Source organism: Enterobacter cloacae complex sp. IR5384 (assembly GCF_049237265.1).
Lineage (GTDB): Bacteria > Pseudomonadota > Gammaproteobacteria > Enterobacterales > Enterobacteriaceae > Enterobacter > Enterobacter cloacae.
In genome coordinates this window covers 75,762-92,521 of record NZ_JBMKHJ010000010.1, presented here as the reverse complement: position 1 = coordinate 92,521, position 16,760 = coordinate 75,762, and the positions used below count along the sequence as shown (strand labels likewise).

Sequence of the window (16,760 nt, the reverse complement as noted above, 5' to 3'; positions counted from 1 at the left end):
AATGCAATGGTTAGTTTTTACGCAACCGTTAACCTGGTTTGCATTGCTGGCTACGGGGCGTAAACTACAGCCGTTTTTATCTGACCGAGAACACCATGACCGATCTGTTTTCCACTCCAGACCACACCCTTGATGCGCAGGGCCTCCGCTGCCCTGAGCCGGTAATGATGGTGCGCAAAACCGTGCGCAATATGCAAACCGGCGAAACGCTGCTGATCATCGCTGACGATCCGGCAACCACCCGCGATATCCCCGGTTTTTGTACCTTTATGGAGCATGAACTGGTGGCACAGCAGACCGAAGCGCTGCCGTACCGGTATTTGATCCGCAAGGGGTAACCCCCTTACTGCATGCCTAACAATCCCGGCAGCCACAGCGAAATCGCCGGGATGTACGTTATCATTCCCAGCACCAGCAGCAGCATGCCGTAAAACGGTAGCATCGCGCGCACCACATGTTCGATTTTCTGCTTGCTTACCGCACTGGCCACAAACAGCACCGAACCCACTGGCGGCGTGATAAGCCCGATCCCCAGATTCACCATCATGATCATCCCGAAATGGACCGGGTCGATCCCAAGCGACTGGGTCACCGGCAACAGCACCGGCGTCAGGATCAGAATGATCGGCGCCATATCCATCAGGGTGCCAATCAGCAGCAGCATGATGTTGAGGTACATCAGGATCACGTACTTGTTATCCGAGAGCGAGGTGAAGAACGCCGTGATGCGCACAGGTAACTGCATGTAGGTCATCACCGCGCCAAACGCCGCCGCAAATCCAATCAAGATCATCACGATAGTGACCGTTTTCACCGTCCGGCACATCAGCTTCGGCAGTTCGCTCCACGTGTAGTCGCGATAGATGAACATGGTGACAAAGAATGCCCACAGACAGGCGACTGCCGCGGATTCGGTGGCGGTGAATATCCCGGACATGATCCCGCCGAGGATAATTACCACCGTCATCAGCCCCCAGAGAGCGTCCAGCAAAATCTTCAGCGCCTGTTTTAAGGGGATCTTTTCGCCTTTTGGATAGCCGCGCTTATGGGCAAAGCACAGACACAGCGTCATCAGGCACAGTCCCAGCAGCAGCCCCGGCAGCACGCCTGCGATAAACAGCGTGGCAATGGAGACCGTACCGCCTGCGGCCAGCGAGTAGATCACCGAGTTGTGGCTGGGCGGGATTAAAATCGCCTGCACCGACCCGCTGGCGGTGACCGCCGCCGCATACTCGCGGGGATACCCCTTTCTCTCCATCTCCGGGATCATCACGCTGCCGATGGAGGCCGTATCCGCCACCGATGAACCGGAAATCGCGCCGAAAAAGGTGGAGGCCACAATATTCACCAGCGACAGCCCGCCGCGAATAAAACCGACAAAGACATACGCGAAATTCACCAGCCGTCGGGCAATGCCGCCTTCCGCCATGATCGCCCCCGCCAGGATGAAAAACGGGATCGCCAGCAGGGTAAATTTGTTAACCCCGCTGGTGATCTGGATCATCAGCGCTTCGAGCGGCAACTCGATCCACAACGCGCCCGCGACGGCGCTTAAGCCGACGGCAAACGCCACCGGCATACCCAGCGCCAGCAAAATGGCGAGGGTGAATAACAAAACGAATGCATCCATTGTTCACCCCTTAACTGTGGTTGCCGATCAGCACCACAGGACGGTTTTCCTGTGAGCCAAACAGCAGACGTTCAATGACAAACAGGATCAGCACCGCAGAACCAATCGGCAGCGGCAGATAACTCTCCCCTGACGTCAGGATCGGAAACTCGGCGACCGGCTGCTCCCAGAGTTCGACACACAGCCAGTAGCTGTACCAGAACATAATCAGCGAGATCAGCAGCATCAGCAGATCCACCACGCGCGCACACGCTGTTTTCAGCATGTCTGGCAGTCGGTCGGTCAGCATGTTCACCGCGATGTGTGACCCGGCACGGTAGCTCACCGCCGCGCCGATAAACGTAAAGGTCACCATGCAGATGATGGCAATCGGCTCCGGCCAGGATTCACCGCGATTCAGCACATAGCGCGAGAAGATGCCAATCGGGATCACCACCGTCATGACCAGCAGCGCGCATCCCGCTACGCCCATGGCGAGCAGATACAGCCGGTCCATCCACTTCAGGTAGAGTTCGGACATACGTTCTCCGTTTACTGAACGTCAGCAATGGCTTTCATCAGGTCCTGATGCTTTTCGCCATACTGCGCGCGCACCGGCTCTGTGGCTTTGATAAATACCGATTTGTCGATCTCGTGGAACTGCACGCCACCGGCTTTCATCTTCGCCAGCGCCTCGGCGTTATAGGCCTGCCACAGCTTGCGCTGTTCGAACTGCGCTTCACGCGCCAGGGTCAGGATTTTCTGCTGTTCGTCTGCGCTGAGCTTGTCCCATTTCACTTTCGAGTAGAGCAGCATTTCCGGGGTAATGAAGTGGCCGCTGAGGGTATAGTTTTTGGCGATCGGCATATAGTTATGGGCGATGAAGGTCGGCGGATTATTCTCAGCGCCGTCGATTACGCCGGTCTGCATGCCGCTGTAGACCTCACTGACCCCCATTGCCACCGAGTTAGCCCCCATGTCTTTCAGTGTCGCCAGCGCCACCGGGCTTCCCTGAACGCGGATTTTTTTGCCTTTCAGATCCTCCGGTTTGACGATCGGCGTTTTGGTGATCAGGTTACGGGTGCCGGAATCCATCCAGCCGAGAAACACCAGCCGCGATTTGGGGTTGGCGGTCAGTTTGTCGCCAATCTGCTTGCCGATATCGCCGTCGATGACTTTGTGCATGTGGTCTTCATCGCGGAACACATAGGGCAGGGTAAAGACTTCGATATCGGGCAGGATCGCCGCCACCGGAGCCATGGAGACACGGATCATGTCGATCGCCCCCATCTGCGCCTGTTCAATCATCTGCTTTTCATCCCCGAGCACGCCGCCGGGAAAGACCTTGATCTCCAGCTTGCCGTCGGTTTGTTGTTTGAGTTTCTCCCCCATGTGCTGTACGGCTACCACGTTCGGGTAGCCTTCAGGATGCACATCGGCGGCTTTAATGGTTTGCGCAGAAACGGAGCAGGCAAAAGCAGACAGACACAGAGCGGCCAGTAACGGCTTGAGGGTCGTTTTCATCAAGTCAACTCCAGGGTAGTGAGGTAAGTGTTAAAACGGTGTTTTAGTTTTGTACGTTTAAAAATTACACTATGGCCTGGAAAACGGAGGTGAAGCGCCTCACAAAAGCGTGAATTTCTGAAACGCTGGTTTAGATTTTTGAGAAGGGAAGGCCGGGTTGCCGTTACGCTTTACCCGGCCAGGCGTGCATTGCGTGTTATTTGCGTCGCAGTAAGCGGAGCGCGTTGGCCGTCACCAGCACCGTCGCGCCGGTATCCGCCAGCACCGCCAGCCACAGCCCGGTGATGCCGAGCAGGGTGGTGACGAGGAAAATCCCTTTCAGCCCCAGGGCGATACTGATGTTCTGGCGAATATTGGCGCGCGTGGCGCGTGCCAGGGAAATCATCTGCGCCAGCCCGGTCAGGCGGTTATGGGTGAGCGCGGCATCGGCGGTTTCCAGCGCCACGTCGGTACCGCTGCCCATGGCAATCCCGATGGTGGATGCTTTCATCGCTGGCGCATCGTTGATTCCGTCGCCGATCATCGCCAGCGGAGCATGGCTGTTCAGCTCCGTCACGGCACTGACCTTGTCCGCAGGCAGTAATCCGGCCTTAAAGTCCAGCCCCAGCTCTCCGGCAATCGCGGCGGCGGCACGCGGGTTATCGCCGGTGAGGATCACACCCTGGACGCCCAGCTGATGGAGCGCCGCGACGGCCTCTTTCGCATCATCACGCAGGGTATCGCGCAGTGCCAGCATGCCTTTGGCGACGCCGTCCTGCATGACGGTTACGACAGTTTGTCCGGTCTGTTCTAACGCCTCAACCTCTGGGTTAGAAAACTTACCCGCCGCGACAATCAGCACCTTTTTACCGTCGATGTCGGCCTCAATCCCGGCCCCAACCAGCGCCCGCTGCGCCGTTGCCGCCGGAATGGCCAGCCCGCGCGACTGCGCTTCACGCACAATCGCCTGCGCCAGCGGGTGAGTGGAACCCTGCTCAACGGCGGCGGCCAGCGTAAGCAGTTCATCTTCACCGATATCCTGCGGATACACGCCGGTGACCTGCGGTTTCCCCACGGTCAGGGTGCCGGTTTTATCGAACGCCACCTGCTGCACCTGGCTTAACTGTTCCAGCGCCGCGCCGCCTTTTATCAGGGCGCCGCGACGCGCCGCTGCCGCCAGACCGGAGGTAATGGCCGCCGGGGTGGAGATCACCAGCGCACACGGACAGCCAATCAGCAGCAGGGTCAGACCTTTGTAAATCCAGCCTTCCCACGGCGCACCAAAGAACAGCGGCGGAACGATAGTGACCAGCAGGGCAACCAGCATGATGGCGGGGGTGTAAATCCGGCTGAAGCGGTCAATAAATCGCTCGACGGGGGCGCGACGCTCCTCGGCCTCTTCGATCAGCTTCAGGATACGGTCGATGGCGCTGTCACCGGGTTCGGAAAGTACCGTGAGCTGGACCAGACGGTCGACACTGGTGGCGCCCGCAGGCACTTTTTCACCGGCCGCGCGTTCAACCGGAATCGACTCCCCGGTGAGGGCGCTTTCGTCGAAGCTCGCGGTGGCGGTGAGCAGGGTACCGTCCGCAGGCAGGCGCCCTCCGGCAGCGACTTCAATCACATCGCCTGGACGCAGCGCGTTAATGGCCACCGTCTGGCGTTCGTTTCCGGCAACTCGTGTGGCGGTTTCGGGCTTAAGCGCCATCAGGGCGCTGACCCCTTTACGCGCCCGGCTTGCCGCCCAGCCTTCAAGACGTTCGCCAATTAAGAACAGCAGCAGCACCATGGCCGCTTCCGCTGTGGCACCAATGAACAGCGCGCCGATAGCTGCCACGCTCATCAGCGTTTCGATGGCGAACCAGCTGCCGCTTTTCATCAGCCGCAGCGCCTGACGGGCAATGGGATACAACCCGACAAGCGTGGTGGCGATAAACGCCAGATTGCCAAACGGGTGGTTGATCTGCTCCAGACCCCAGCTCAGGGCCATCATCATCACGAGCGCGATAAGGGGCAGATTTTCTCGCAGCGGAGCGGTTTTTTCGGCGGGGGCCGTTTCGCTACGCAGGGAATAACCGGCCTGGCTGACCGCGGACACAACCTGCTCGCTAACGTCACTCTCGGCGCTGACCAGCAGTTTTTCGGTCGCAAAGCGCACCTGCACGTGGCTGACGCCGGGGATCTGTTTTACCGCATTTTCGACTTTGCGGGCGCAGGCCGCGCAATCCATGCCGTCAACCACCCAGCTGTAATGGTTTCCGCTTTCAGGCAGCGGCTGCGCGTTTTGCGTTTCGCATGCCCCGTCACAGCAGCAGTCATCTTTCGCTGGCACCGGGCTGAGCTTAAATGCTGAAAATTGTGGGGCTTTTTTAGGTGTTTCTGGAGTCGACATGGCACTCTCCGGTAATGATAATTTTCTCATTAACCGCAGCATACACTCTGGAGTCGACTCCAGAGTCAAGGCTTATTTAGATATACAGCGAACGCACAATCAGGAAGTGCCCCGCAAAGTAACAGGCGGAGGCAATCGCGTTATCAGCCCGGAAACGACGGCGATAGTGGCTGCCCAGCCAGACGATATTGCCGATTAACAGCAGCGCCGCGCCAAAGAAAGCGGACATCGCCTGTGAGGTTGGGCGGAAGAACCACAGTTCACCGGCCAGCCACACCATCACCAGCGTCATGGCAATAAACGTGCAGACGGGCAGACGCATCTCTTCCAGGCGTGACCAGATCACCGCGATCAGCAGCGCGCCGATCACCAGCAGCACCAGCGGGAGCGGCCAGAAGAAGGATAGCGTCATCTGGCTGGCAAAGTAGATGGTGTAAAGCAGATGCGACAGGAAGAACGCCCCCACGGCATACAGCAGACGCTGACGCGGCAACAGGGTTAAGGCATCGCCAATCAGAGAAGCACACAGCCCGGCGAGGACCAGGTAGCTGATGGCGTTAAACATCGGCGCTTGCCAGGCAAGCAGCAGGAGCAGCAACAGCGTGACGGGTTTAAACAACCAGCGCTGCCAGGCCGGACCGCGGTATGACGCATCGACATAAAGCCATGCGGAAAAACAGACAGCGATAAATGACCAAAGCATATTAACTCCCTGTATCTGTTAAGGCTGAATAATCAGTTTCATCTTCAGTGTAGTGATGCGGGCAGGCGTTTGGCAATGCCAGGGGAGTCAGGGTATCCTGAATTCCGCATAATCTTATGGGATTGTTGAATGAGCAAGATGCCGCTGTTTTTCATTATCGTGGTGGCGATTATCGTCATTGCCGCCTCGTTCCGTTTTGTGCAGCAGCGCCGCGAGAAGGCGGATAACGACGCCGCGCCGTTGATGCAAAAGCGCGTGGTGGTGAGCAATAAACGCGAAAAACCCCTTAATGACCGGCGCTCGCGCCAGCAACAGGTTACCCCTGCGGGAACAACCATGCGCTATGAAGCGAGCTTTAAGCCGGAAACGGGCGGCCTGGAGATGACCTTCCGCCTGGAGGCGCAGCAGTACCATCAGCTGACGGTAGGTGAGAAAGGGATGCTGAGTTACAAAGGGTCGCGGTTTGAAGGGTTCAGGGCTGAATAATACGGTTCCCTCTCCCTGTGGGAGAGGGTTAGGGTGAGGGCATCAGACCGCACCTTACTTCTTCACCTGCGCCTTAAACTTCTTCATCCACACCAGCAGTTCAAACACGCCGAAAATAAACACGCGCAGCTGCTGCCAGCCGGTCATCTGCGGGCCGTCTTTCGGCAGGCCGTTTTTCAGCATCACCATCTGCAGGGCGTGCATGAACGTGGTAAAGATAAACGCCACGTTCACAAAGATATTCATCGGGCGCGGGAACGGATGCACCAGATTGAGCAGTAAAAACGCCCAGACGCACAGCATCAGCAAACGTCCCAGATTAATCAGTACTGGCATTGGATTCTCCTTGTGCCTGACGATGATACAGACGATAAGCGACCTGACCCGCCACTTTTTCGCGGTGTAAATCCCAGTGAACCGGCACTGGCGGTAGCCCATTTTCCACTTCGCTTTCAACGTAAATCAGCGCGTCATCCGCCAGCCAGCCGTTGCTTTCCAGCAGGGATAACGTCTCTTCCAGCAGCCCCTTACGGAACGGCGGATCGACAAACACCACGTTGTGCGGCGTGCCTGGCTGCGCGAGGAAACTGAGCGTATTGGTGTTCACCACTTTGGCGTTGGTGGCTTTCAGCGTCGCCAGATTTTGCTGCAGCGTCTGCGCGACGCCGCGCTCCATCTCCAGCAGCGTGGCGCTGGCGGCGTAGCGCGAGAGGGCTTCCAGCCCTAATGCGCCGCTGCCAGCAAAGCAGTCGAGGCAGTGGGCGTCTACCATTGACGGGGCCAGCCAGTTAAACAGCGTTTCACGCACGCGGTCGGTGGTTGGGCGTAAACCGGGGCTGTCCGGCACCGGGAGTTTCCGGCCTCGCCACTGGCCACCGATAATACGAATTTGACCGGCTGGGGCGCGGTTGGGTTTCTTCATCTCAGGAAAGCTCTGTTAACAATTGGCCTGCGATTGCGGGCGGTGATGTCAATTAAGTAAAGTGTTAGACTATTTCATCATTTTTTTAGCTTCCATGTATATAGCGCCGCGAGGAGTGTAGTCGCAGATGGCAAAACAAAAAAAACGTGGCTTCTTTTCCTGGCTGGGTTTCGGTGAAAAAGAGCAAGAAACAGAACAGAAAACCGAAGAACAACAAGCCGTTGAAGAGCAGTCTCAGCCTGAAACGCCTGTAGAAACCGCCGCGGTTGTCGAAGCGGAAGAGCATGCGCACAGCAAAGAAGAGACTGAAGCCTTTGCTGAAGAGGTGGTTGAGGTCACCGAACAGGTTCAGGAGAGCGAAAAGCCAGAACCTGTTGTTGAAGCGGTTACTGAAGCGCCGCAGGCCGTTATCGAACATGAAGAGTTGCCGCTGCCGGAAGAGGTAAAAGCGGAGGACGTTTCCCCTGAAGAGTGGCAGGCCGAAGCGGAAACCGTGGAAATTGTCGACGCGGTGGAAGAAGAAGCGGCACATGAGCCGGCGCTGACCGACGAAGAGCTGGAAGCCCAGGCGCTGGCCGCTCAGGCGGCTGAAGAAGCGGTTATCGTCGTGCCCGTGGAAGAGCAGGCCGAAGAGGAGATCGTTCAGGAGCAGGAAAAACCGACCAAAGAAGGTTTCTTTGCCCGCCTGAAACGCAGCCTGTTAAAAACCAAAGAAAATTTAGGTTCCGGATTTATCAGTCTGTTCCGCGGCAAAAAGATCGACGACGATCTGTTTGAAGAGCTGGAAGAGCAGTTGCTGATTGCGGACGTTGGGGTGGAAACCACCCGTAAGATCATCGCCAACCTGACCGAAGGGGCGAGCCGCAAACAGCTGCGCGACGCCGAAGCGCTGTACGGCCTGCTGAAAGACGAGATGGGTGAAATTCTCGCAAAAGTTGACGAACCGCTTAATATTGAAGGCAAAACGCCATTTGTTATTCTGATGGTTGGCGTTAACGGTGTCGGGAAGACCACCACCATCGGCAAACTGGCGCGTCAGTTCGAGCAGCAGGGTAAAACGGTGATGCTAGCGGCGGGTGATACCTTCCGCGCGGCGGCGGTTGAACAGCTGCAGGTGTGGGGCCAGCGCAACAACATTCCGGTGATTGCGCAGCACACCGGTGCGGATTCCGCGTCCGTGATCTTTGACGCCATCCAGGCGGCGAAGTCGCGAAATGTGGATGTCCTGATTGCCGATACCGCAGGGCGTTTGCAGAACAAATCGCACCTGATGGAAGAGTTGAAGAAAATCGTCCGCGTCATGAAGAAGCTGGACGAAGACGCACCGCATGAAATTATGCTGACCATCGATGCCAGCACCGGACAGAACGCCGTCAGCCAGGCGAAGCTGTTCCATGAAGCGGTAGGACTGACCGGGATCACGCTGACCAAACTGGACGGCACCGCGAAAGGCGGGGTGATCTTCTCCGTGGCCGATCAGTTCGGCATTCCTATTCGTTACATCGGTGTGGGCGAGCGTATTGAGGATTTGCGTCCGTTTAAGGCGGACGACTTTATTGAGGCATTATTTGCCCGAGAGGACTAACAATGATTCGCTTTGAACACGTCAGCAAGGCCTATCTCGGTGGGAGACAAGCGCTGCAGGGGGTGACCTTCCACCTGCAGCCAGGCGAGATGGCATTCCTGACCGGCCATTCCGGCGCGGGGAAAAGTACCCTGCTCAAGCTTATCTGTGGGATTGAACGGCCAAGCGCCGGGAAAATCTGGTTCAGCGGCCATGAAATTAGCCGTCTTAAGAACCGCGAAGTGCCGTTCCTGCGTCGCCAGATCGGGATGATTTTCCAGGATCACCACCTGCTGATGGATCGCACCGTTTTCGATAACGTGGCGATCCCGCTGATTATTGCCGGTGCCAGCTATGATGATATCCGCCGTCGCGTCTCTGCGGCGCTGGATAAGGTCGGGCTGCTGGACAAAGCGAAGAACTTTCCGATCCAGCTCTCCGGCGGTGAACAGCAGCGTGTGGGCATTGCCCGTGCGGTGGTGAACAAGCCTGCGGTATTGCTGGCGGATGAACCGACCGGTAACCTGGACGACGCCCTTTCTGAAGGGATTTTGCGTCTGTTTGAGGAATTCAACCGCGTTGGGGTGACGGTATTGATGGCGACGCACGACATCGGGCTCATTTCCCGCCGTTCGTACCGCATGCTGACCCTGAGCGACGGGCATTTGCATGGAGGCCACGGTGAACAAGCGTGATGCAATGAACCAGATTCGGCAGTTCGGGAACCGGTTTGACCGTTTCCGTAAGCCGCAGGGTGGCGGTGACGGTAACCGTAATGCGCCGAAGCGGGCGAAAGCCGCGCCGAAGCCAAACTCCCGCAAAACCAACGTGTTCAATGAACAGGTACGCTACGCCTTCCACGGCGCGTTGCAGGATCTGAAAAGTAAACCGCTGGCGACGTTCCTGACGGTGATGGTTATCGCCATTTCGCTGACGCTGCCAAGCGTCTGCTATATGGTCTATAAGAACGTGAATCAGGCGGCGTCGCAGTACTATCCGTCTCCGCAGATCACGGTCTATCTGGACAAAGCGCTCGACGATAACGCCGCGGCGCAGGTGGTGGGGCAAATCCAGGCCGAGAAGGGCGTGGAGAAGGTGAACTACCTTTCCCGCGAAGAAGCGCTGGGTGAGTTCCGTAACTGGTCAGGCTTTGGCGGCGCGCTGGATATGCTCGAAGAGAACCCGCTGCCGGCCGTGGCGGTGGTGATCCCGAAGCTCGACTTCCAGGGAACGGATTCACTTAATACGCTGCGCGACCGCATCTCTACCATTAAAGGCATTGATGAAGTGCGTATGGACGACAGCTGGTTTGCGCGTCTTGCCGCACTGACCGGGCTGGTGGGGCGCGTGTCGGCGATGATTGGCGTGCTGATGGTGGCGGCGGTGTTCCTCGTCATCGGTAACAGCGTGCGTCTGAGCATTTTCGCCCGCCGCGATACCATCAACGTGCAAAAGCTGATTGGTGCGACGGATGGCTTCATCCTGCGTCCGTTCCTTTACGGCGGCGCATTGCTCGGTTTTTCCGGCGCATTTCTTTCACTGATATTGTCAGAAATTTTGGTGATGCGGCTCTCCTCCGCCGTGACCGAGGTGGCGCAGGTCTTCGGAACTAAGTTTGATATCAGTGGTTTAGGGTTCGATGAGTGCCTTCTTCTGCTGCTGGTTTGCTCCATGATTGGCTGGGTGGCAGCATGGCTGGCGACGGTTCAACATTTACGCCACTTTACTCCCGACTAAGAAAAGCGTGATATAATCTTTCCCTGCACCGAGATGTTCGCTCTGCAGGGAAAGCGTCCCTGTTGTCTCTTCCCCTGTTATCATCTCCATGTCACATTTTGTGCGTAATTTATTCACCGTTGCACCTGGAACTTGTGGATAAAATCACTGTCTGATAAAAGAGTGAATGCTAATCTCGTTGCTCAAACGCTTTGGCATGGTTGTTGCCTGATGGGGACAACCTGGACCAGAAGAAACATTGAGAGGAATGAATGACCAAAGAAATGCAAACTTTAGCTTTAGCCCCTGTTGGTAACCTGGAATCGTATATCCGGGCTGCGAACACTTGGCCGATGTTAACGGCCGAGGAAGAAAAGGAGCTTGCTGAAAAGCTGCATTACCAGGGCGATCTGGAAGCAGCGAAAAAGCTGATCCTGTCTCACCTGCGCTTTGTTGTTCACATTGCTCGTAATTATGCGGGCTATGGCCTGCCGCAGGCGGACTTGATTCAGGAAGGTAACATCGGCCTGATGAAGGCTGTACGTCGCTTTAACCCGGAAGTGGGTGTACGACTGGTCTCCTTCGCTGTGCACTGGATCAAAGCAGAGATTCACGAATACGTGCTGCGCAACTGGCGTATCGTGAAAGTCGCCACGACAAAAGCGCAACGCAAACTCTTCTTCAACCTGCGTAAAACCAAGCAGCGTCTGGGCTGGTTCAATCAGGATGAAGTAGAAATGGTGGCGCGCGAGCTGGGTGTTTCCAGCAAAGATGTGCGTGAGATGGAATCCCGTATGGCCGCGCAGGACATGACTTTTGACATGTCTTCCGATGACGATGCGTCCGACAGCCAGCCAATGGCGCCGGTACTGTATCTGCAGGATAAGACCTCTAACTTTGCTGACGGCATTGAAGAGGACAACTGGGAAGATCAGGCCGCGAACAAGCTGAGCTATGCGATGGAAGGCCTTGACGAGCGTAGCCAGGATATTATCCGTGCCCGCTGGCTGGACGAAGACAACAAGTCCACGCTGCAGGAGCTGGCCGACCGCTACGGCGTGTCCGCTGAACGTGTGCGTCAGCTTGAAAAGAACGCCATGAAAAAACTTCGCGCCGCGATTGAAGCGTAATTTCCGCGAAGTATGACGAGAGCCCCTGGATGCGAATCCGGGGGTTTTGTTTTTTTAGCGCCCGCTCTGGCGAATTTCTCCCCCCTGGCAAACACTTACTGATGCGCTAAGCAGGCGACTTTCTCAGGGGGACAGGGTGAAAAATAACGAACTGAACGACCGGCGTTTACAGGCGACGCCGCGCGGCATCGGCGTGATGTGTAACTTCTATGCCGAAAAAGCTGAAAACGCCACGGTGTGGGACGTCGAGGGCAACGAGTATATCGACTTCGCCGCCGGAATAGCGGTGCTGAACACCGGGCATCGCCATCCAAAAATCATTTCCGCCATTGAAAAACAACTTCATGCCTTCACCCACACGGCGTACCAGATTGTGCCGTACGAAGGCTATGTGTCGCTTGCCGAGCGGATCAACGCGCGTGTGCCGATTGACGGCCCGGCCAAAACCGCCTTCTTCTCAACGGGGGCTGAAGCCGTCGAAAACGCGGTAAAAATTGCCCGCGCATACACCAGACGCCCTGGCCTGATCGCCTTTGGCGGTGCTTTTCATGGACGCACCTCGATGACCATGGCGCTGACGGGGAAAGTTGCCCCTTACAAGCTGGGTTTCGGGCCGTTTCCTGGCTCGGTATATCACGCCCAATACCCCAATGAACTGCACGGTGTCAGTACGGCAGAGGCATTAAAAAGCCTGGAGCGTATCTTCAAAGCGGACATTGCCCCGGACCAGGTGGCAGCCATTATTCTTGAACCGGTTCAGGGTGAGGGCGGTTTCAACATTGCACCGGCGGATTTTATGCAGGCCTTGCGCGCCCTGTGCGATACCCACGGTATTTTGCTGATCGCCGACGAGGTGCAAAGCGGTTTTGCGCGTACCGGAAAACTGTTCTCGATGGAACACCACTGCGTGAAACCGGATCTGGTCACCATGGCGAAAAGCCTGGCGGGTGGCATGCCGCTCTCGGCGGTGTCGGGCCGCGCCGAGGTGATGGACGCGCCTGCGCCTGGCGGACTGGGCGGTACCTATGCCGGTAACCCACTGGCGATCGCCGCCGCACATGCCGTGCTGGACGTGATTGATGAAGACGATCTTTGTACGCGCTCGGCGCACCTGGGTCATCATCTGGTGGAAGTACTGAACAAAGCGAAGGAACATTGTCCGTATATCGCGGATATCCGCGCACAAGGCTCAATGGTGGCGGTGGAGTTTAACGATCCGCAATCCGGGCTGCCGTCACCGGAATTCACCCGTCAGGTTCAGGAGCGAGCCCTGCAGGAAGGCCTTCTGCTTCTGAGTTGCGGCGTGTACGGTAACGTCATCCGTTTCCTCTATCCGCTCACAATCCCTGAAGTGCAGTTCCGTAAAGCGCTGGACATTATTTCTGCGTCGCTGACTCGTTAAAGCCAGAAGCCCGGTGAAATTCCTGCCGGGCTTATCATATATTCATTTCAAATTTGCTATTCCAAAATCATAAAAATGGGGTATGTTTTAGCAGAGTATGCTGAAAAAGCGCGACTGGCATACCTATAACTGAAATAAAGCGCTACACAACAACATCACAACAATCGTAATAACCATAATAATGGGGAATCTCAGGATGAACATGAAGGGTAAAGCGTTACTGGCAGGATGTATCGCGTTGGCATTCAGCACCATGGCGCAGGCCGATATTAAAGTGGCCGTGGTGGGCGCGATGTCCGGTCCGGTAGCACAGTATGGCGACCAGGAATTTACGGGCGCAGAACAGGCGGTTGCCGACATTAATGCGAAGGGCGGTATCAAAGGCGAAAAACTGCAGATCGTAAAATATGATGATGCCTGTGACCCGAAACAAGCGGTTGCCGTGGCGAACAAAGTGGTGAACGACGGCATCAAATACGTTATCGGTCACCTGTGCTCCTCTTCCACCCAGCCTGCGTCTGATATCTACGAAGACGAAGGCATCCTGATGATCACCCCGGCGGCAACGGCACCGGAGCTGACGTCGCGCGGCTATAAGCTGATCCTGCGCACCACCGGTCTGGACTCCGATCAGGGCCCAACGGCCGCCAAATACATTGTCGAAAAAGTGAAGCCGAAGCGTATCGCGATCGTTCATGACAAACAGCAGTACGGTGAAGGTCTGGCGCGCTCCGTGCAGGACAACCTGAAGAAAGCGAATGCTGACGTCGTGTTCTTTGATGGTATCACCGCCGGTGAGAAAGACTTCTCTACCCTGGTGGCGCGTCTGAAGAAAGAGAATATCGACTTCGTTTACTACGGTGGCTACCACCCGGAAATGGGGCAGATCCTGCGTCAGGCTCGTGCAGCGGGTCTGAAAACCCAGTTCATGGGGCCGGAAGGGGTGGCGAACGTTTCCCTGTCTAACATTGCCGGTGAGTCTGCGGAAGGCCTGCTGGTGACCAAGCCGAAGAACTACGACCAGGTCCCTGCGAACAAACCGATTGTAGATGCCATTAAGGCGAAGAAACAGGATCCAAGCGGCGCGTTCGTCTGGACAACCTACGCAGCACTGCAGTCTCTGCAGGCGGGTCTGAACCAGTCAGCCGATCCGGCTGAGATTGCCACCTGGCTGAAAGCGAACTCTGTTGATACCGTGATGGGGCCGCTCTCCTGGGATGAGAAGGGCGATCTGAAGGGCTTCGAGTTCGGCGTGTTTGACTGGCATGCCAACGGTACTGCTACTGACGCCAAATAAAAGCAAAAAGGCAACGTAAGTTGCCTTTTTTAATGTTTGCCCCCTCTCCCCGTGGGAGAGGGCTGGGGTGAGGGCATCAGGCCGCACAAATCTAGCGCTTCTCCCACCCATTTTTCTGCGCCGTAAACCCTAACGCCTGCATAAACGCCGCCATCACGCTACGGTCCTCCACGCCTACGTCGGCCATCCACCAGGAGTTAATGCTCGGGTTTTCACGGAGCACTTCTTCAATCAGGTACTGTCCTACGCCGCGACGACGGGTGACGTCACGCACGCGCAGAGAGTCCAGCGCCCCTTCCGTGCCGCTCAGCGTCACGCGCACAGCAGCCAGCAGACGCTCGTTGAAGCGCGCGGCATAAATACGGTGGGTTTCGTCAACGCTCAGCGACGAAGGGGAATATTCCGGCCAGATCTTGCCCAGGTCGATATGATCCTGGTCGCTAAAGGTCACCAGACGAACGATAGTCAGTTTCATTAGCTGCTTGTCCAAATCAAATTGAGTAGAGGCAGTGTACTCAATTTATTCGCTCAGCGGCTTCCTCTTTTTATTCCCCGTTACCAGGTGATTAGTTTTTTGCCAGGGCGAAGTGCAGTCTGAAAACACATGGATCGAAAAATAAGCAGAATTTTAACCTGAATGGCAGTGATTTATTCGGCGCTTTGTACCGTTATTTTATGCTGCAAACTGCACTTTTATTTGTTTATCTCTGCCTGATTTCAGAATATTATCTTTGCTTAATCGCCTGAAAAATAGAGATTTTAGTCTGGTTTTTGATAAAAACCTGCGCTAAACCATTAAAGGCACTGGTAAAAATAGCGTTGTGCATTAAAAGTACAGAATGCTTTTTAACCATAATAAAACAAAATATATACACGACATCACGAATGGGGATTCAGAGATGAAAAGGAACGCGAAGACGTTAATCGCGGGCATGGTTGCATTGTCTCTCTCGCATGCAGCCATGGCGGAAGAGATTAAGGTTGCGGTGGTCGGTGCCATGTCCGGGCCTGTTGCCCAGTGGGGTGACATGGAGTTCAACGGCGCACGTCAGGCAATTAAAGACATCAACGCCAAAGGTGGCATCAAAGGCGACAAGCTGGTGGGCGTGGAATACGACGACGCCTGCGATCCAAAACAGGCCGTCGCGGTGGCGAACAAAATCGTGAACGATGGCATCCAGTATGTGATCGGCCATCTGTGCTCATCGTCCACTCAGCCTGCGTCTGATATCTACGAAGACGAAGGTATTCTGATGATTACCCCTGGTGCCACCAACCCGGAGCTGACCCAGCGCGGCTACCAGCACATTATGCGTACCGCCGGTCTGGACTCCTCCCAGGGGCCAACCGCGGCGAAATACATCCTCGAGACGGTTAAACCGCAGCGCATTGCCATTATTCATGACAAACAGCAGTACGGCGAAGGCCTGGCGCGTTCCGTTCAGGACGGGCTGAAAAAAGGCGGCGCAAACATCGTCTTCTTCGACGGGATTACCGCGGGTGAGAAAGATTTCTCTGCGCTGATCGCCCGTCTGCAAAAAGAGAATATCGACTTCGTTTACTACGGTGGTTATTACCCGGAAATGGGCCAGATGCTGCGCCAGGCGCGCTCGGTCGGTCTGAAAACCCAGTTCATGGGGCCAGAAGGCGTGGGTAACGCCTCCCTGTCTAACATCGCCGGGGATGCCGCTGAAGGCATGCTGGTGACGATGCCAAAACGCTATGACCAGGATCCGGCGAACAAGGCTATCGTGGATGCGCTCAAGGCGCAGAAGAAAGATCCAAGTGGTCCATACGTCTGGATCACCTACGCCGCCGTGCAGTCACTGGCCACCGCGCTGGACCGTACTGGCAGCAAAGAACCGCTGGATCTGGTGAAAGATTTAAAAGCACACGGGGCGAACACCGTGATTGGGCCGCTGAACTGGGATGAGAAAGGCGATCTGAAGGGATTTGAATTTGGTGTCTTTAAGTGGCACGCCGACGGTTCGTCTTCGGCCGCCAAATAATTATCCCGCCGCCCGGACCGCCGGGCG

Annotated in this window: 17 protein-coding genes; 9 read left to right on the top strand and 8 right to left on the bottom strand. The window is 56.2% G+C overall.

Going from position 1 to position 16,760, the window contains the following annotated elements; translation table 11 throughout:
- The first annotated feature begins 95 nt into the window (after positions 1-95).
- Positions 96-338 (top strand): sulfurtransferase TusA, encoded by a 243-nt coding sequence (gene tusA, locus ACOTX3_RS10965; RefSeq protein ID WP_014833603.1) that lies wholly within the window; start codon positions 96-98, stop codon positions 336-338.
- 5 nt (positions 339-343) lie between these two features.
- On the opposite strand, the gene ACOTX3_RS10960 is transcribed toward tusA, so the two are convergent.
- The 5 genes from ACOTX3_RS10960 to ACOTX3_RS10940 form a co-directional block, all read right to left on the bottom strand.
- On the bottom strand, positions 344-1,630 hold the full coding sequence (locus tag ACOTX3_RS10960) for a TRAP transporter large permease (protein ID WP_029883609.1): 1,287 nt from the start codon (positions 1,628-1,630) through the stop codon (positions 344-346).
- Between the two features lie 10 nt (positions 1,631-1,640).
- Positions 1,641-2,150, bottom strand: coding sequence for a TRAP transporter small permease (locus ACOTX3_RS10955; RefSeq protein ID WP_013099148.1), 510 nt, complete (start codon positions 2,148-2,150; stop codon positions 1,641-1,643).
- Between the two features lie 11 nt (positions 2,151-2,161).
- Positions 2,162-3,133 (bottom strand): TRAP transporter substrate-binding protein, encoded by a 972-nt coding sequence (locus ACOTX3_RS10950; RefSeq protein WP_013099147.1) that lies wholly within the window; start codon positions 3,131-3,133, stop codon positions 2,162-2,164.
- A gap of 196 nt (positions 3,134-3,329) precedes the next feature.
- A complete protein-coding gene (zntA, locus tag ACOTX3_RS10945) occupies positions 3,330-5,504 on the bottom strand; it encodes a Zn(II)/Cd(II)/Pb(II) translocating P-type ATPase ZntA (RefSeq protein WP_038420765.1) in 2,175 nt (724 codons plus the stop codon).
- Positions 5,505-5,580: 76 nt separating this feature from the next.
- Positions 5,581-6,207, bottom strand: a complete 627-nt coding sequence (locus ACOTX3_RS10940; protein ID WP_013099145.1) for a lysoplasmalogenase — start codon at positions 6,205-6,207, stop codon at positions 5,581-5,583.
- Positions 6,208-6,336: 129 nt separating this feature from the next.
- Between ACOTX3_RS10940 and ACOTX3_RS10935 the strand changes: the two genes are divergently transcribed.
- The gene (locus tag ACOTX3_RS10935) at positions 6,337-6,693 is read left to right on the top strand and encodes a DUF2500 domain-containing protein (protein ID WP_029883607.1); all 357 of its coding nucleotides are present in this window, start codon (positions 6,337-6,339) and stop codon (positions 6,691-6,693) included.
- 54 nt (positions 6,694-6,747) lie between these two features.
- Here the strand turns inward: ACOTX3_RS10935 and ACOTX3_RS10930 are convergent, their stop codons facing one another.
- Entirely contained in the window at positions 6,748-7,029 is a 282-nt protein-coding gene (locus ACOTX3_RS10930) for a DUF1145 family protein (protein ID WP_013099143.1), read from the bottom strand.
- Positions 7,013-7,615 carry a 16S rRNA (guanine(966)-N(2))-methyltransferase gene (gene rsmD / locus ACOTX3_RS10925; RefSeq protein ID WP_029883606.1) on the bottom strand — a complete coding sequence of 201 codons (603 nt, stop codon included), beginning with the start codon at positions 7,613-7,615 and terminating at the stop codon, positions 7,013-7,015. The genes ACOTX3_RS10930 and rsmD overlap by 17 nt, the downstream gene beginning before the upstream one ends.
- A 127-nt stretch (positions 7,616-7,742) precedes the next feature.
- Here rsmD and ftsY point away from each other — a divergent pair, with 127 nt between their 5' ends.
- The 6 genes from ftsY to livJ all read left to right on the top strand — a co-directional run bounded on the left by ftsY (position 7,743) and on the right by livJ (position 14,724).
- On the top strand, positions 7,743-9,200 hold the full coding sequence (ftsY, locus tag ACOTX3_RS10920; protein WP_023621804.1) for a signal recognition particle-docking protein FtsY: 1,458 nt from the start codon (positions 7,743-7,745) through the stop codon (positions 9,198-9,200).
- Positions 9,201-9,202: 2 nt separating this feature from the next.
- Positions 9,203-9,874 (top strand): cell division ATP-binding protein FtsE, encoded by a 672-nt coding sequence (gene ftsE / locus ACOTX3_RS10915; RefSeq protein WP_013099140.1) that lies wholly within the window; start codon positions 9,203-9,205, stop codon positions 9,872-9,874.
- Positions 9,861-10,916: a permease-like cell division protein FtsX gene (gene ftsX, locus ACOTX3_RS10910; RefSeq protein ID WP_013099139.1), complete on the top strand. Its 1,056-nt coding sequence runs from the start codon at positions 9,861-9,863 to the stop codon at positions 10,914-10,916. The genes ftsE and ftsX overlap by 14 nt, the downstream gene beginning before the upstream one ends.
- Before the next feature lie 251 nt (positions 10,917-11,167).
- Positions 11,168-12,025, top strand: a complete 858-nt coding sequence (gene rpoH / locus ACOTX3_RS10905) for an RNA polymerase sigma factor RpoH (RefSeq protein ID WP_008500093.1) — start codon at positions 11,168-11,170, stop codon at positions 12,023-12,025.
- 136 nt (positions 12,026-12,161) lie between these two features.
- Positions 12,162-13,427, top strand: coding sequence for a 4-aminobutyrate--2-oxoglutarate transaminase (locus ACOTX3_RS10900; RefSeq protein ID WP_058678230.1), 1,266 nt, complete (start codon positions 12,162-12,164; stop codon positions 13,425-13,427).
- Positions 13,428-13,623: 196 nt separating this feature from the next.
- Positions 13,624-14,724, top strand: coding sequence for a branched chain amino acid ABC transporter substrate-binding protein LivJ (gene livJ, locus ACOTX3_RS10895; protein ID WP_014833593.1), 1,101 nt, complete (start codon positions 13,624-13,626; stop codon positions 14,722-14,724).
- 91 nt (positions 14,725-14,815) lie between these two features.
- Here the strand turns inward: livJ and panM are convergent, their stop codons facing one another.
- Positions 14,816-15,199, bottom strand: a complete 384-nt coding sequence (gene panM, locus ACOTX3_RS10890; RefSeq protein ID WP_058678229.1) for an aspartate 1-decarboxylase autocleavage activator PanM — start codon at positions 15,197-15,199, stop codon at positions 14,816-14,818.
- Positions 15,200-15,623: 424 nt separating this feature from the next.
- Between panM and livK the strand changes: the two genes are divergently transcribed.
- A complete protein-coding gene (livK, locus tag ACOTX3_RS10885) occupies positions 15,624-16,733 on the top strand; it encodes a high-affinity branched-chain amino acid ABC transporter substrate-binding protein LivK (RefSeq protein ID WP_028028112.1) in 1,110 nt (369 codons plus the stop codon).
- Positions 16,734-16,760: the final 27 nt, after the last annotated feature.

Bases quoted from the DNA above. Each gene is read 5' to 3' on its own strand.
- panM (WP_058678229.1), bottom strand. From the start codon at position 15,199: ATGAAACTGACTATCGTTCGTCTGGTGACCTTTAGCGACCAGGATCAT.
- ACOTX3_RS10935 (WP_029883607.1), top strand. From the start codon at position 6,337: ATGAGCAAGATGCCGCTGTTTTTCATTATCGTGGTGGCGATTATCGTC.
- zntA (WP_038420765.1), bottom strand. From the start codon at position 5,504: ATGTCGACTCCAGAAACACCTAAAAAAGCCCCACAATTTTCAGCATTT.
- ACOTX3_RS10960 (WP_029883609.1), bottom strand. From the start codon at position 1,630: ATGGATGCATTCGTTTTGTTATTCACCCTCGCCATTTTGCTGGCGCTG.
- rpoH (WP_008500093.1), top strand. From the start codon at position 11,168: ATGACCAAAGAAATGCAAACTTTAGCTTTAGCCCCTGTTGGTAACCTG.
- ACOTX3_RS10940 (WP_013099145.1), bottom strand. From the start codon at position 6,207: ATGCTTTGGTCATTTATCGCTGTCTGTTTTTCCGCATGGCTTTATGTC.
- livJ (WP_014833593.1), top strand. From the start codon at position 13,624: ATGAACATGAAGGGTAAAGCGTTACTGGCAGGATGTATCGCGTTGGCA.
- livK (WP_028028112.1), top strand. From the start codon at position 15,624: ATGAAAAGGAACGCGAAGACGTTAATCGCGGGCATGGTTGCATTGTCT.
- ACOTX3_RS10955 (WP_013099148.1), bottom strand. From the start codon at position 2,150: ATGTCCGAACTCTACCTGAAGTGGATGGACCGGCTGTATCTGCTCGCC.
- ftsE (WP_013099140.1), top strand. From the start codon at position 9,203: ATGATTCGCTTTGAACACGTCAGCAAGGCCTATCTCGGTGGGAGACAA.
- rsmD (WP_029883606.1), bottom strand. From the start codon at position 7,615: ATGAAGAAACCCAACCGCGCCCCAGCCGGTCAAATTCGTATTATCGGT.
- ACOTX3_RS10930 (WP_013099143.1), bottom strand. From the start codon at position 7,029: ATGCCAGTACTGATTAATCTGGGACGTTTGCTGATGCTGTGCGTCTGG.
- tusA (WP_014833603.1), top strand. From the start codon at position 96: ATGACCGATCTGTTTTCCACTCCAGACCACACCCTTGATGCGCAGGGC.
- ACOTX3_RS10950 (WP_013099147.1), bottom strand. From the start codon at position 3,133: ATGAAAACGACCCTCAAGCCGTTACTGGCCGCTCTGTGTCTGTCTGCT.
- ftsY (WP_023621804.1), top strand. From the start codon at position 7,743: ATGGCAAAACAAAAAAAACGTGGCTTCTTTTCCTGGCTGGGTTTCGGT.